Here is a 13,932-nt window from a genome sequence, read left to right as displayed (position 1 = left end):
ATGAGTATCCGGGATCGTATCGAAGCTCTGGAACAGCGAATTTACGTCGCCTGTTCCGAAGGAGATTATGAGACCGTCAATATGCTGGAAAACCAGTTGGATGCATTGCGGGGCCGTATCGAACACCCATTCGACGACGACCTAAATGCGCTGGAAAGTAGCGTAAACCGTGATGACGATTGGCGTTAAACTCTGCCCGATAACGCTAAAAACCTCCGCTTTGTGCGGAGGTTTTTTTAAAGGCCAAGCTGTGCATTTAGCGCCCTTATGCTGTCAATAAGCACGGTGTCCAATGTCTGCAGCTCTGTTCGATAGGCTTGCAAAGGCGAAATGTCGGCTTCAATTTGTTGACAAAGCGTCATCAGGCTGGTGAGACCTAAACTGCCTGCGCTGCCTTTGAGCTTGTGGGCTAAATTCTTTATTTTTTCGCCATCGCCTGCAACCGATGCCTGTGCCATTTGAGCCGCGATTTCTTGGCTACTTTGGGTAAATAGGGTAACAATTTGCACCATCTTTTCTTGCCCAAGAATATGCAGATCCGCGTTAAGCAGCTCGACGTTCAGCAATTCACTTTCTCTATCAAGCAAAGAGATGACCTCGCTAGCTGACTGGTTTTTCGGCTCATTGGGCTGGCAAAGCCAATATTGTACTTCTTCCGCCAACGCTTCTTTTTGCAACGGTTTTGCCAGATAGCCATCAAAGCCAGCCGCGAGATACTGCGCGACCTCCTCATCAAAAACATGCGCAGAAACGGCCACCATCGGCGTGTTGCAATTCAAGCTGCCTTCTTGTCTTTTGAGACGCTGTATAAGATCACAGCCGTTGCAATCCGGAAGATTAATGTCAATCAGGGCAAGATCAAAAGCGTGTTGCCGCGCGAGCGCTTCTGCCTCTGATCCATTTTTTGCCACCCATACCTGATGGCCCAAGCTGTGCAGAAAACCCTCCGCGACCAAGCGATTCACAGGATTGTCTTCAACCAGAAGAATCGTCGCCGACACAGTGCTCACACATGGCTGGGCAAGAGCTTCACTTTCTTCCGGCACCTCGGTGCTTTCGAGCGGCACACTGAACCAGAACCGACTGCCAACGTTTGGCTCAGATTCGACGCCGATCTCGCCGCCCATCGCTTCGACCAATCGCTTACTGATCGCCAGCCCTAAACCGGTTCCGCCAACATGAGAATGCCCTTCACCAACCTGTGTGAAAGCATCAAATAATCTCGCCAGTTCAGTTGGAGCGATCCCAACACCGCTATCGCTCACTTCAAACAGCACTCGCTTCTCATCTTCAGGATCGCGGCAGACGTAAATATCCACGTCACCGTCGGTGGTAAATTTGATCGCATTGCTAACTAAGTTATTTAACACTTGCCCTAAGCGGGTCACATCACCGAGCCAGTAGTGGCTTAAATCAGATTCAAGGTGATAATCAAACACCAGTTGCTTCTCTTTCGCTCGGCTTTTCATCAATTGAAAACTATCTTGCACCAATCGCGGCAAATCAAAAGGCGCAAGACGGATTGGTAAATGCCCCGCCTCAATTTTCGAATAGTCGAGCACGTCATTGAGAATGGAGAGCAAATTATGCCCGCTGCGCTCAATGATATCCGCGTAGTACCGTTGAGTAGCATTGAGCCCTGAATCGATGAGCAGTCGCGTTGTGCCTAAAACACCATTCATCGGTGTACGTATCTCATGGCTCATGGTCGCCAAAAAAGCCGACTTAGCGCGATTTGCCTGTTCGGCTTCAATACGCGCTTTCGCGTGATTGAGCACCTCATTATTGAGTTTTTCATTGGTGAGCTGCAACTGACCCGTGCGCTCCGTCACCACTTTTTCGAGATGCGCTTTGTGTTCTTGCAGTTCGCATTTGACCTGCGCTTCACCTTCCGCCACAATTTTCAATGCTTGAGCGGTATCACGCGCTTTGATGATCGCGCGTCCCATTTGCGCCAATTCATCCTGCCCTTGAACTTGCAGTGAGACATTCAGATCCCCTTGAGCGACGGCAAGCAGCGCAGCGGAGTACTCGGTTAAACGTTTGACGACTGACACATACACCACACGCCACACGATCAACACAACAATCGCGAAACCCAACAACGAAATGAGCGTCAGTAAAGTACGGGCAAAATCCAAAGTGTGCGTGAGTGCTTGCGCCGCTTCGCTTGTGGCCTGATTGGACACATCGACCAAGTGACTAACGGTACCGTTTAGCTGGGTAAACAGATCCACCGTTGCTAGCATCAGTATTTGAGACTGCTGATTGTTTTCCTCTTGCAGGGAAAGGAGAGAAAAGACATTTTTTCGCTCGGCAAGTTGCTGTAATAGCTGCGCCATCTGCGCTAAACGTGTGGGGTCTTCCACCGCCGAGACCCGTCGCTGCATCACCTTAAGATTAGCGGCAAACTCACGGCTCACCTCATCAATACGCTGTGCGTTGTTCAAGGTGCGCGCTTCTTCAATCTGATTGAGCATGCGAAACGCCAATAAATGCAACTCATGCAGGCGCTCACTAAGATCGAGATCCACCTCAACAAACGCATCCAACGCTTGGATAATTGCTTCGCGCTCCCCCGCAGAGAGCAGAGCGTACAGATGGGTAATGTTGGCAACGGCAGTCGTACTGGTATTGAGCACTTGCGTGCGCGTCAGTTGCTCCAGCTCGTTACTGAGTAGACGCATTTGTGCGGTTTGCGCTGCGATCTCCGAGGCCAATTTGAGCCTTGTCTCAACCGAGAGTCCGAGCTGCGCCAAGTTATCAATAACCTGCTGCACCTTCACTTCCAGACGCAAAAGCAAGTCAGGGTCAAACGAGCCACTACTGCCGAGCGTCTTGATATGTGAAAACAACTTATCTAACTGGGTAAACACGACTTTGCCTGCCGCTTGACGCTCGGGCTCATTTTTGGCGTTCGACAAGGTTTGTACCGAGGCAATAATGCGTGAGCTGAGTTCGGAGACTTGACGCGCCTCTATCATTGCAGGAATGGCGGTATCGACAACATTACGCTCAGTTTTCGCCACCAAAGAGAACCCCAATACGCCAATCAATGCAGAGATCATCACTAACATCGCCAAAGCAATAAACGAGAGCAGCAATTTGCGGCCAATGCTGGCTGTGGCAAGTAACATACTTAAGATACCTATGGCTGAATCGACTGGGTAAGCGGTAAAGAATACGCTATATTCTGCAAAGTTACCGCAATCCACTGACATTGACCTTGCTGCATGTTAAAAACCAACCCACTTTGTTCGACATTAAGCTCTATCGGCTTACTTTTCTTCGCCACTCTCACTTCCTCCACTGCCATTGCCAGCGAGAAGCTATGCGCCATCTATCCGCACCTGAAAGATTCCTATTGGCTATCGGTCAACTACGGCATGGTTTTGGCGGCGCAAAGACTGAATGTAGAGCTGCGCGTTTTGGAAGCCGGCGGCTACCCCAATGTCACTAAACAGCAGCAACAACTTCAGCAATGTCGTCAATGGGGCGCACAGGCTATTTTGCTCGGCACGGTCGACTCGCACGCATTCTACGATGATTTGCAACGCTGGAGTGGCGAGGTGCCTGTTTTCGCCACCGTCAATCAACTGGTGCTCGATGAGCATCAGCGCCCTCAGCTAAAAGGCAGCGTTGGTGTTGATTGGTATTGGATGGGATATCAGGCTGGGCGCTATTTGGCAACAAAACATCCTGCCGGCAGTGGTGTGGTTCAAACCGCGCTGTTACTTGGCCCAAGTAACCGAGGAGGAACCAAACCCGTCGCACAAGGCTTCAACGCCGCCATTCAAGACAGTGATGTTAAGGTGGTGGTTCATCTTTCTGCCGACAATGACAAAGAATTACAACGTAACTTAGTGCAACAAGTGATTGAGACACAAACGGTTGATTACATAGTCGGTAGCGCAGTCGCGATTGAAGCGGCCATCAGTGAGCTGCGCATCAGCGGGAAGTCACAACAGATAGGGCTGGTGTCGACCTATTTGAGTCACGGCGTTTATCGCGGTTTACTGCGCCACAAAGTGGAATTCGCCCCGACCGACCAAATGGTCAAGCAGGGTCGCTTATCCGTTGAGCAAGCGGTGCGATTTTTGCGCAGCGCCCCTTATGAGCAAACGTTAAGCCCTGATATTCAACCGTTAACGCCCGACACGCTTGAGATCTCAACTATTGAAGACTCTTTATCACCATCCGCATACAGGCCGACTTTTCACGTTAAAGCAGTTGAATCCCAACCTTAAGTTATGCTTAATAAGGGCAAACCGAATATGGTCATTCAAACGGAAAACTTTGATGCAAAAAACAACTCGTACCATGCCTGCGCACAAACATATCGCATTAGTTGCGCATGATAACTACAAACCAGAGCTGCTGCGCTGGGTAAAAGAAAACAAAGAAAAGCTGCAACGCCACTTTCTTTATGCCACTGGAACCACAGGTTTTATGTTGAGCAAAGAGACAGGATTGGCGATCAAGAGCATGATCAGTGGACCTATGGGCGGCGACCAACAGCTTGGTGCGCTGATTTCTGAAGGGAAAATAGACATGCTAATTTTCTTCTGGGATCCACTGAACGCTGTACCTCATGATCCTGATGTCAAGGCTTTGCTGCGCATTGCCAGCGTATGGAACATTCCCGTTGCTACCAACCGTGCAACGGCTAAGTTTCTCTTCGCTTCGCCTTTGCTGGAGCAAGAGGTGGATATTGAGATCCCTGATTATCAGGCTTACCTCGCCGAACGAACCTGAGCGAAGAAACTCACACTCTAAGCTGCCATCACGGCAGCTTTTTTTTGCTGAATGATTTAGAGTTAAGGCCCCAAAAATACAGCTCGGAAACGTGCGCGCATCAAACATCTGCAACAAATTATCTTTATTTAGTTAACAAGCCTATCAACGACGTCTTAAGATGAGCATTAAGCGATTATTTTCATATTATCGCTTTGGCTAGGAAAGGACCAATAATGAAAAAGATAACCAGAACACTTCCATCAAAGAAACGTATTGCGCTTGTCGCTCATGATGGAATGAAACACGACCTGCTAATGTGGGTTCAGCGAAATCTCAGTGCATTGCAAAATCATCAACTTGTTGCCACCTCAACCACCGCGCAATATTTATCGATGAACACACCACTGTTCCTTGATAGATTGAGCAGTGGCCCTATGGGCGGCGATCAACAAATCGGCGCGAGAATCACCGAAGGAGAGATTGACGTTTTGGTGTTCTTCTGGGATCCGCTCGACGCGCATCCGCATCAATTTGACGTCATTGCCCTACTCCGGTTGGCAACGGTATGGAACATTCCACTTGCCACCAATCCCTCTTCGGCCGATCTCCTGTTTGGCAACCATCAACTGGGCGAAGTGATGCCCATCACCATTCCAGACACGCCAACCTGTGTCTATCAACAAAGGTAAGGATAAAAATCAGGACTGTTTGATCACAGGGTAAGCCTCCTCAACCAGTTCCTGAACAAAGCCCGAACCTGAACCATTGTGTGTGATCCACACTTTCTCCCGAGCGCGGGTCAACGCGACATAGAACAACCTGCGCTCGTCAGCATAGGCAAAATCATCACTAGACAGCGTAAGCGCATTGTTGAGGTGCAACTGCTTTTTCTTCGCTGGAAACTGACCTTCATCGACGCACAGTATAATCACGTAATCTGCCTCTTTGCCTTTGCTGGCGTGGCAGGTCATAAAACGAATATCAAGCTGCGTGAAACGCTTAATCCAATCGTCACACAGATCGGGTTTGTGGTAATGGTTACGCCCAAGCAACAAAACCGATTTATTGCCTTTGCTTTGACGATTCAACTGATCAAGGATCTTTTCCACCGTGTTACTTGGCGCGGTATAAACGGCTTTCTGCTTTTGTTGCTTGAAGCTGTTCAACTGCTTTTTCAGTTGAATAGGATTTTGCTGAATAAAGCGATTGGCCACTTCCCCAATCATATTGTTGAATCGATAGGTGGTGTCGAGCTGGTGCACTGTCGAGTGAGCAAAGCGCGCTTGAAAACCCGTTGTTAGGTCGACACTCGCTCCCGCAAATTGATAGATGGCTTGCCAGTCGTCTCCGACCGCAAACAAGGATGCACCAGGCTGTTTATTGCTTCGCTGACTCAACGCTTCCACCAGAGCGAGACGATCTGGCGAGATGTCTTGGTACTCATCCACCATAATAAATCGCCAAGGAGACACAAACTTTCCTTGTTCCACATAGCGGGTTGCGCGGCTGATCATGGTCGGAAAATCGATTTGGTTATTCTCTTTAAGCATCTTCTGCCAAGCACTGTAACAGGGCCAGCACAGCGCCAACTCACTGTTTAGCCGCGTGTAGTCTGTCTGCTCCACCAACCGTTCTTGTACTTCTTTTTTGCCAATACCGAGTGCAGCCAGTTGCGAAACTTGATTCTCCAACCAAGAGAGCAACTTTGGGTTTTCAACGTGGCTACCCAGTTCATCATCACCGGTTAAATAGGCGATAGGCCATTTAGCGAGATGTTTCTGCCAACGTTTGAAATTGGTCGGCGTCATCCAGTGCTTCTTCAGCCAGTCGACACACCAAGCCATACGCAGTTTATCATCCAACGCCATCGGGCAGATGTCCACTGGCGTCTCTTCAACTTGATTGACAATCGACAGCCCCAGTTGATGAAAGGTTGATACGTTGGTTTTCTCCGCTGCCAAGCCGATTTTATCCCGTAGACGTTGGCGCAGCTCGTCTGCCGCCTCCCGGCCAAAAGCCAGCATCAAGATCTCTTCATCCCTCGCCTGATGACTTTGCAATAAATACGCAACCCGAGCAGTCAGCACGCTGGTCTTGCCCGACCCCGCTCCCGCGAGCACTAGGTTGTGATCATCATTAAGCAAGACTGCATACTGCTGTGAGATGTTTAATGGCGAGGACTCAATTTGATTGAACAGCACTTCCCAGTTGCGTCTCTCACGCTCAAGCCATGCTTGATTGCGTTCGAACAATTTTTCAGTGCCGTGACGCAGCCACTGTTCTAGCCGAGCGACGCGTTCAGGAAGACGCAATTTCGCTTCCTCAAGCGACATTTTCATCTCTGTCAGTTGATCGGTAACCTGATTTGCCCACGCCTCTAATGCCGAATGAGGCAGATAAGCAGGAAGATGTTCAAGTCGGTGTAACTCCTCTTCCCAATGCGGCAGATACTGGCTCAACTGGCGACATTGCTGATTATGCCACTCTTGATAACAATTCACCGCTTGACGCGCAAAAAGCCGACACTCTGGCCAAGGCAAGCCTTGCACCAGCCAGCTCTGTTGACGGCCATCCACTTCGTGGGCGAAAAATTGCAGCGCTCCCCAAAATAGGCCACGTTGAACTTTTACCTGACCATTCCATACGGTGAAAGGGATATGTTCTTCACTGCCAACCGACGCGAGCAGCAGATGGTTATCGCTCAATTCGACATGATGATACTCATTCTGGATAAAAAACTGCGCTGTCTGATTGGCGGTTAATAACATGGACAAATTGCTCTCGGTCTCATTTTTGCTTTGGTCGGGTTATACCATGATGACAATAGAAAATGTAGCCATTCATCCCCACACTGGCAGCCAAAGCACTGATTGGTGGATTCTCCAGCAACTGCAACTTTTTCTGTGTCTAGGTCATAATTCGTGACCTTTGTTCTGTTACACTGACAGCCACTTCGTTTTAGTCAATGATGCACAGGATACGTGTGAAATTCAGATCCCGGCTTCGCCATTTTTGGGCAAACAAAACCATTAATTACAGTGTGCTGATCTTACTGACGCTGCTGGGGGTGGTGATTCCCGCTTGGTATTATCAACAACATACCTTGATAACACCGTTAATTCTTGGCGTTATTGCTGCTGCGCTGGCAGAGAGCGATGACAGCTTTAGCGGACGGATCAAAGCCCTCATCCTCACGTTTGTCTGTTTTGCCATCGCGGCCTTTTCCATCGAACTGCTTTTTGCCACTCCTTGGCTGTTCGCTATCGGCCTGTTTATCTCTACCTTTGCTTTCATCATGCTTGGTGTGCTGGGGCCCAAATACGCCAGCATCGCTTTTGGTTCACTCCTGCTGGCGATTTACACCATGCTGGGCGCACATGAGAGCACCAATATCTGGTTTCAACCCCTGCTATTGCTGTCAGGAGCCGCTTGGTACTACCTGATGTCGATGATTTGGCAGATCCTTTGGCCAATGCAGCCCGTGCAGCAGAGTTTGGCCATGGTCTTTAGCCAACTCGCCAATTACCTGGATGCCAAGGCCAAGCTGTTTCATCCGGTCACCAATCTCACTCCCCAGCCGATGCGAATTGAAGCGGCGAGGCTCAACGCCCTAACGGTAACGGCATTAAATAACTGCAAAACCACTCTGCTTAGCCGCTCAAAACGCGGACACATTGACGGGCCGAGCGATCGCTTCCTTAACATCTATTTTATTGCTCAGGACATCCACGAGCGGGTAAGTTCAAGTCACTATCGCTACCAAGATCTGGCACTGCAGTTTGAGCGCTCTGACGTTCTCTTCCGTTTCAAATATTTACTCGAAAGCCAAGCCAATGCATGCCGAGAGATCGCCGAATCGCTGCGCCTTGGTAACGAGTACGCCCACAGTCAGCAGTCGATTTTAGCCTTGGCTGAACTGCAAAACGCATTAGGCTATTTGCAAGTGCAGAAAAATCCTGCTTGGAACAGGTTACTGGCCCAACTTAACTATCTGTTTAATAACTTGGCGACGGTGGAAAAACAGTTCAATAACATCAATAACCCGGACGCAGAAAGACCAGAAGAAGGGGTATTAGATGACACCAATCCGCACACGCTCAAAGCCATGTGGCAACGGATTCAGGCCAACATGCACCGCGATTCGATGCTGTTTCGCCACGCCATTCGCATGGCAATTGCCCTGACAGCGGGCTACGGCATCATCCAAGGGATGGGCATTGAGCGCGGCTACTGGATTTTGCTGACCACCTTATTTGTCTGCCAGCCCAACTACAGTGCCACTAAACAGAAGCTGACAGCTCGTGTGGCAGGCACGTTTGCTGGTTTGCTCATTGGCGTACCCTTGCTTACTTTTTTCCCTTCGCAAGAGAGCCAACTGGTATTTATCGTGGTATCTGGAGTGCTGTTTTTTGCATTTCGCATCAACAACTATGGGTTTGCCACCGGTTTTATCACCCTCTTGGTTCTGTTTTGCTTCAACCAACTCGGCGAAGGTTATGCCGTGGTTCTCCCACGACTTGCTGATACACTAATTGGCTGCGCACTGGCGGTTGCGGCTGTGGTTTGGATTCTACCCGATTGGCAATCACGCCGCTTACACAAAGTGATGGCGGATGCTGTGGAAGCGAATAAACAGTATCTGCTGCAAATTATTGGTCAATACCGAATCGGCAAAAAAGACAGCTTGGCCTATCGGATAGCAAGACGCAACGCACATAACAGCGATGCAAATTTATCTTCAGCAATCAGTAATATGCTGGTCGAGCCGGGCAAGTACCAAACGTCGGTCGATGAGAGTTTTCGTTTTCTCACCCTTAATCACGCCATGCTCAACTACATTTCAGCATTGGGGGCGCATCGCACGCGTTTAGATGATGAAACCACACATCAACTGGTTCTAGATGCGCATCGCGTCATTCATCAACATTTGGATGCACTGCAAGCACAACTTTACCACCATAGCGAATCCTGCGAATTGGACATCAATGATGAAGCAGAGCTCGATAAACGCCTGAGCGAATGGCGTGAGGATGACGAGAACAGTGTGCGTATGGTACTGCAACAGCTTCACCTTATTTATCGAATGATGTCAGAGCTGCACTCTTTGGCGAATAAATTTGCCATCCGAGTCGAAAAGTGAGGCGAAAATCAAAGCAAAAAATTTCACTCTCACCTAAACGCTTTCTGACATTTTTCGGACAATAAAACATCGTTCAATAATTATAGTGCTACTCATACCTTTAGCTTAAAGCGCAATTACCCGAAAGGACGTTGAAAAACGGAGGGTTAACACATGAGTAGCACTGATTTTGAAAAACTTCGCGATGCGTTGAAAAAACTGTCTCCTTTGCAGCTAAAACGTTTGCAAGGAGAGATTCAACTGGCACTAGTAAAACGCAATACTGATATTCTAAGCCGAGAAGAGCGTGATGCACTGGCTAGGCTTTTTGCATAAAGAGACCTACGCTAAAGAGACCAAAGTATAGTTGCCAGATTTGTCAAATCGCACTACCCTTGTATTAACAGATTAGTTTTTAGTCAGGTGCACAATGGCGATTTCAGGGATTCACTCAGGATATCAAATGATTCAGCAATCCAACCGGATGGCTGAAGACGCTGCTGTTGATCTCAACAAAAATAGCCTACCTTCTTCTGCTTCCTCTTCTTCGGATCCCCTTGCTTTTAATCGGGTAGATGCAGAAACCAAACCCGCCGAGGGAAAAATAGACAAAGCAAACTTTTCTGGTGATCACACAGATGCGTTGATGAAGCTCAACCAAGCTGCACGTTATAATCGTGTCGGCGCGACGGTTATCGAACGCAACAACGACGTTATCGGCTCTTTGCTTGATATCCAAGTCTAGTATTTTTTATTCCACTCCACCCATCAGATAATCCACAAAACGCAAGCAAACAGCATAGGGACAAAGGTGTACAGCTGCTGTGTAAACCCCCATCTTCGTTTCAGTGAAATCAGCATAGGACTGGTGAAGAACATGAAAAGTAGATAGAAGATTGCGTAGCGTTCTCCCAGCCAAAACAGAAAGAAAACGTTAAGCAAAAAATGGATCAATATATTCTTTTTACGAATCTTGAGCTTCAAAGCCAATAAGATCGAAAATAAAGCAGCTATCAGCAAAAACATAACGCACCAAATGAGAATAATTATCGTTAAATGAATTATACGCGTGACTAGTGCTCTGTCTAGCTATCGATTTAATAGGCATCGGCTTATCCATTCCCTCAAATTATGATCAAACGAATTTAACCCTGTTATTGAGTATCTTCTTTCTAAACGTTTGCGTAATCGCTAACCTTCTCTTAACCTTGATTTGAGGCTTTCATCACGGAATTTCCATTGATATAGTCAATGTAGACAAAACAAGATTAGACCATTCGAGGCACGGAGCTTCCTCACTTATCTCAAGAAGAGAAGAATTGGTACCGACATATTCGGCAAGATTTAAGAGGGTCAAATTATGGAAATGAATATGGTTGAAATTCTAGGCTACGCGGCTTCAATCATGGTGGCGATTTCGCTAACGATGAAAGACATTGTGCGTCTTCGCGTCCTTAACTTTATCGGCTGTGGACTGTTTACTGCTTACGGTCTGATGATCGATGCATGGCCAGTGGTTGTAACCAACGGCTTTATTGCATGTGTCAACGTGTACTTTCTTGCGAAAATGCAACAGGAAAAAAAAACTCTGACGCCTGAGAAAGCCTAATTGCCACGGCAAGCGAATTAGAAAAGCCCCTGACACACGTTCAGGGGCTTTTTGTTTCCAGCCATGGTTGTTAGTGATATTGCTGTTGCTCGATAACTCGTTGATTTAGCAATCTTGCCAGATAAGCTCTATCTCTTCGCGGCGAGAAAACATCTGTACGTGCGAGGCGATCGTCGCTTTTTGCCTCTCCAGTTTTTCTTCATCTTCCGCACAACAAATAATGGTTAAGCTCGATGTCACTTCGTCCACTTGCATCAACGACGTGCCCACAGGGAAATTCACTTCACCTTGAAATTCATCCCATTGGGCGGGGACTTTTCGCGCAAAATGACGACAAAGAGTCACCAGATATTTGCCTGCGTGCTTAGAGAAAATACGCGTTTGTTGTTTTAGCATGCTTTGCTCACTGGCTGGGACAAAACGAATTGCCCCAGCTGCGTTGGTTATTTAGGTTGTTAGAATTGGTAGGCCGCAGAAAGTTTGATGTTTCGGCCCGGTTCGTAGTCGTCTAAGGTAAATCCTCTGGCAACCCCAGAGCGAGACGCGTGCGAGGTGTAGGTCTCATCAAACAGATTGTCGATACCAAAGGTCACGGTCAAACCATCGACTTTCTGCGGGATCCACTGCGCGTAGAGATTGTGAGTGTTGTACGCTTCTTTCACTGGTGCGCCAGCCGAGACGTTGTCTTCCTCAAGTACCAACATTGAGCTCCACCCCAATAGCACATCCCATGACGCTGCATAGTAATCTAGGTTAAGTGCGATACTATCACCCACATCCATACTGCGTAGATTTGGCGCTAATACTACACCACCTGTCTGTTTGTTCTTGATATCAGATTTGGCGTAGGAAAGCTTACCGTTGAAAGCGTCATAACCGTATGAAACGGCCGCTTCGAAACCTTTGATCTCCACATCAGCCATGTTGTAGTAAAGGTATGACTCTGTAGCCTTATCGTACGCTTCGGCTATATAGTCATCAATATCGGTTTTAAACAGCGTCAGATTGGCGCCAAACGCGTGTTTATCGACACGCTGATTAAATTTCACACCCCCTTGCGTGTTTTGCCCGGTTTCCGCTTTAATATCATCGGCGAGGTAAGCAACGTCTTGAAAAGCGACAAAGGTTTCCATCAGTTCAGGGCCTTTGAACAAGGAGCGAGTGCTGGCAAATACGCTCCAAGTGTCGCTTGCTTGCCACTCGGTAGCTAGAGCCCAAGTCACATCATCAAACTTATGAGTTCCTGTTGTTGCTTCGCGTTTATAGTCGTCTGAGCGCAGACCTGCGGTGATGGAGAAACGCTCCGTCAACCAAACTTGATCCTCCACAAACAGGGCGAAAGACTTGGCACTTTCTTTCATAAATTGCTTACCAACATAGGTTGATGACGAGGTTTTATCCATGTAATCAAAACCGTATGTCAGCGCATTTCTGCGCTCAGCCAGGTCAAAATTCGATACAAACTTCGCATTTACACCATCGTTTTGGTTTTCCGCCGAGTTTTTGCCAACTCGGTTAAGTTGCCATTGTCCTGCCATGACAGATTCATCACGCGTAATTTTGGTTTTAGTGGTGTAGAGCGTCACTTTGCCTTGATGTTTGTCACCGCGCAGTTCATAACCCAACGTCACCGTGTCACGGTTGTACTCCGTCGGAATCAACTTATCCTGAGACAAGCCTTGGTTTGCACCGCCCGACATATCAGGTCTTGGGCTGTAATCGCCCTCATCACGATACAAATCGTAGCTCAGTTCCAAGCGATGCAGATTGCTGATCTCATAGCCTAACTTACCGAGAATATTGTAAACATCACCCGCACTACCAAACGTGGTGTCGCCATTTCCGTCTTTGAAATCATCACGGGTCACATAGTTGGCATACAGCATGTAATCAAGCGGCTCACCGAGCAGGCCGTAAAGTGTCAGTGATCTCTGCTGGCTGTCATTGCTGGCGTAGCCGCCATACACACGAACGCCAAACGACTCGTCATAGCGCAGCAAATCGCGAGCATCTTTGGTTTCAAAATAGACTGAGCCTCCTAGCCCGTTTTGGGCAACAGAGTTGTTCCCCACTTGAATCTCCGCCGCTTTTAAGATGTCTGGGTTGAGCGTTAAGTTACCGACGTGGTGAAACATGTTGGCATGTTGTGATGCACCGTCCAAACGAATATCCAGATCCGTTTCCCCAAGACCACGAATTGTGATGCGCTGGTTCACGGAGTGCGTTCCACCAACATCCACGCCCGGGATCTCGCGCAGCAGATCCGACATATGATCCGCTTGCTTAAGTGAGATGTCGTCCGACACCATCGATTCTGTGTTGCTGGAAACGTGCGTTCCCCAAACAACGACGCGTTCATCACTTGCATTTTCTTGAGCAAAACTGTGTCCTGACATAATCAGACCGATTGCAAGACAAAGAGCAGAAGGTCGGAACTGACGATTATGACGTTTTTCCATTTAAAAGA

Annotated in this window: 12 protein-coding genes; 8 read left to right on the top strand and 4 right to left on the bottom strand. The window is 48.1% G+C overall.

The features are described 5' to 3' along the window. A complete protein-coding gene (locus I3X05_RS22750) occupies positions 1 to 189 on the top strand; it encodes a hypothetical protein (RefSeq protein WP_039442820.1) in 189 nt (62 codons plus the stop codon). A gap of 47 nt (positions 190 to 236) precedes the next feature. Here I3X05_RS22750 and torS read toward each other — a convergent pair whose 3' ends face one another. Beyond that, positions 237 to 3,137 carry a TMAO reductase system sensor histidine kinase/response regulator TorS gene (gene torS, locus I3X05_RS22745; protein ID WP_337971448.1) on the bottom strand — a complete coding sequence of 967 codons (2,901 nt, stop codon included), beginning with the start codon at positions 3,135 to 3,137 and terminating at the stop codon, positions 237 to 239. A 96-nt stretch (positions 3,138 to 3,233) separates the two neighbouring features. Between torS and torT the strand changes: the two genes are divergently transcribed. The 3 genes from torT (at position 3,234) to I3X05_RS22730 (ending at position 5,426) form a co-directional block, all read left to right on the top strand. Then, positions 3,234 to 4,247 (top strand): TMAO reductase system periplasmic protein TorT, encoded by a 1,014-nt coding sequence (torT, locus tag I3X05_RS22740; RefSeq protein ID WP_045569995.1) that lies wholly within the window; start codon positions 3,234 to 3,236, stop codon positions 4,245 to 4,247. A gap of 52 nt (positions 4,248 to 4,299) precedes the next feature. Further along, entirely contained in the window at positions 4,300 to 4,755 is a 456-nt protein-coding gene (locus I3X05_RS22735; protein WP_045569994.1) for a methylglyoxal synthase, read from the top strand. 215 nt (positions 4,756 to 4,970) lie between these two features. Further along, positions 4,971 to 5,426: a methylglyoxal synthase gene (locus I3X05_RS22730; protein ID WP_045569993.1), complete on the top strand. Its 456-nt coding sequence runs from the start codon at positions 4,971 to 4,973 to the stop codon at positions 5,424 to 5,426. Positions 5,427 to 5,435: 9 nt separating this feature from the next. On the opposite strand, the gene helD is transcribed toward I3X05_RS22730, so the two are convergent. Then, positions 5,436 to 7,505: a DNA helicase IV gene (gene helD / locus I3X05_RS22725; protein ID WP_045569992.1), complete on the bottom strand. Its 2,070-nt coding sequence runs from the start codon at positions 7,503 to 7,505 to the stop codon at positions 5,436 to 5,438. Positions 7,506 to 7,720: 215 nt separating this feature from the next. Between helD and yccS the strand changes: the two genes are divergently transcribed. From yccS to I3X05_RS22705, 4 genes are all read left to right on the top strand, one after another. Next, a complete protein-coding gene (gene yccS / locus I3X05_RS22720) occupies positions 7,721 to 9,877 on the top strand; it encodes a YccS family putative transporter (RefSeq protein ID WP_139046302.1) in 2,157 nt (718 codons plus the stop codon). 153 nt (positions 9,878 to 10,030) lie between these two features. After that, positions 10,031 to 10,192: a hypothetical protein gene (locus tag I3X05_RS22715; RefSeq protein WP_167520827.1), complete on the top strand. Its 162-nt coding sequence runs from the start codon at positions 10,031 to 10,033 to the stop codon at positions 10,190 to 10,192. 94 nt (positions 10,193 to 10,286) lie between these two features. Beyond that, complete coding sequence (locus I3X05_RS22710; protein WP_045569990.1) at positions 10,287 to 10,601, top strand: hypothetical protein; 315 nt, start codon at positions 10,287 to 10,289, stop codon at positions 10,599 to 10,601. A 615-nt stretch (positions 10,602 to 11,216) separates the two neighbouring features. Beyond that, positions 11,217 to 11,465 (top strand): YgjV family protein, encoded by a 249-nt coding sequence (locus tag I3X05_RS22705; protein ID WP_039427357.1) that lies wholly within the window; start codon positions 11,217 to 11,219, stop codon positions 11,463 to 11,465. Positions 11,466 to 11,570: 105 nt separating this feature from the next. Here the strand turns inward: I3X05_RS22705 and I3X05_RS22700 are convergent, their stop codons facing one another. Next, entirely contained in the window at positions 11,571 to 11,861 is a 291-nt protein-coding gene (locus tag I3X05_RS22700; protein WP_045569167.1) for a DUF2218 domain-containing protein, read from the bottom strand. A gap of 59 nt (positions 11,862 to 11,920) precedes the next feature. Next, positions 11,921 to 13,924, bottom strand: a complete 2,004-nt coding sequence (locus tag I3X05_RS22695; RefSeq protein ID WP_045569166.1) for a TonB-dependent siderophore receptor — start codon at positions 13,922 to 13,924, stop codon at positions 11,921 to 11,923. Positions 13,925 to 13,932: the final 8 nt, after the last annotated feature.

It is taken from the genome of Vibrio navarrensis (genome assembly GCF_015767675.1).
Taxonomy (GTDB): domain Bacteria; phylum Pseudomonadota; class Gammaproteobacteria; order Enterobacterales; family Vibrionaceae; genus Vibrio.
This window is presented reverse-complemented; position numbering and strand designations above follow the sequence as displayed.

Coding starts and splice junctions, on each gene's coding strand:
- I3X05_RS22730 (WP_045569993.1), top strand. CDS start 4,971: ATGAAAAAGATAACCAGAACACTTCCATCAAAGAAACGTATTGCGCTT.
- helD (WP_045569992.1), bottom strand. CDS start 7,505: ATGTTATTAACCGCCAATCAGACAGCGCAGTTTTTTATCCAGAATGAG.
- I3X05_RS22715 (WP_167520827.1), top strand. CDS start 10,031: ATGAGTAGCACTGATTTTGAAAAACTTCGCGATGCGTTGAAAAAACTG.
- I3X05_RS22700 (WP_045569167.1), bottom strand. CDS start 11,861: ATGCTAAAACAACAAACGCGTATTTTCTCTAAGCACGCAGGCAAATAT.
- I3X05_RS22710 (WP_045569990.1), top strand. CDS start 10,287: ATGGCGATTTCAGGGATTCACTCAGGATATCAAATGATTCAGCAATCC.
- torT (WP_045569995.1), top strand. CDS start 3,234: ATGTTAAAAACCAACCCACTTTGTTCGACATTAAGCTCTATCGGCTTA.
- I3X05_RS22695 (WP_045569166.1), bottom strand. CDS start 13,924: ATGGAAAAACGTCATAATCGTCAGTTCCGACCTTCTGCTCTTTGTCTT.
- I3X05_RS22705 (WP_039427357.1), top strand. CDS start 11,217: ATGGAAATGAATATGGTTGAAATTCTAGGCTACGCGGCTTCAATCATG.
- I3X05_RS22750 (WP_039442820.1), top strand. CDS start 1: ATGAGTATCCGGGATCGTATCGAAGCTCTGGAACAGCGAATTTACGTC.
- torS (WP_337971448.1), bottom strand. CDS start 3,137: ATGTTACTTGCCACAGCCAGCATTGGCCGCAAATTGCTGCTCTCGTTT.
- I3X05_RS22735 (WP_045569994.1), top strand. CDS start 4,300: ATGCAAAAAACAACTCGTACCATGCCTGCGCACAAACATATCGCATTA.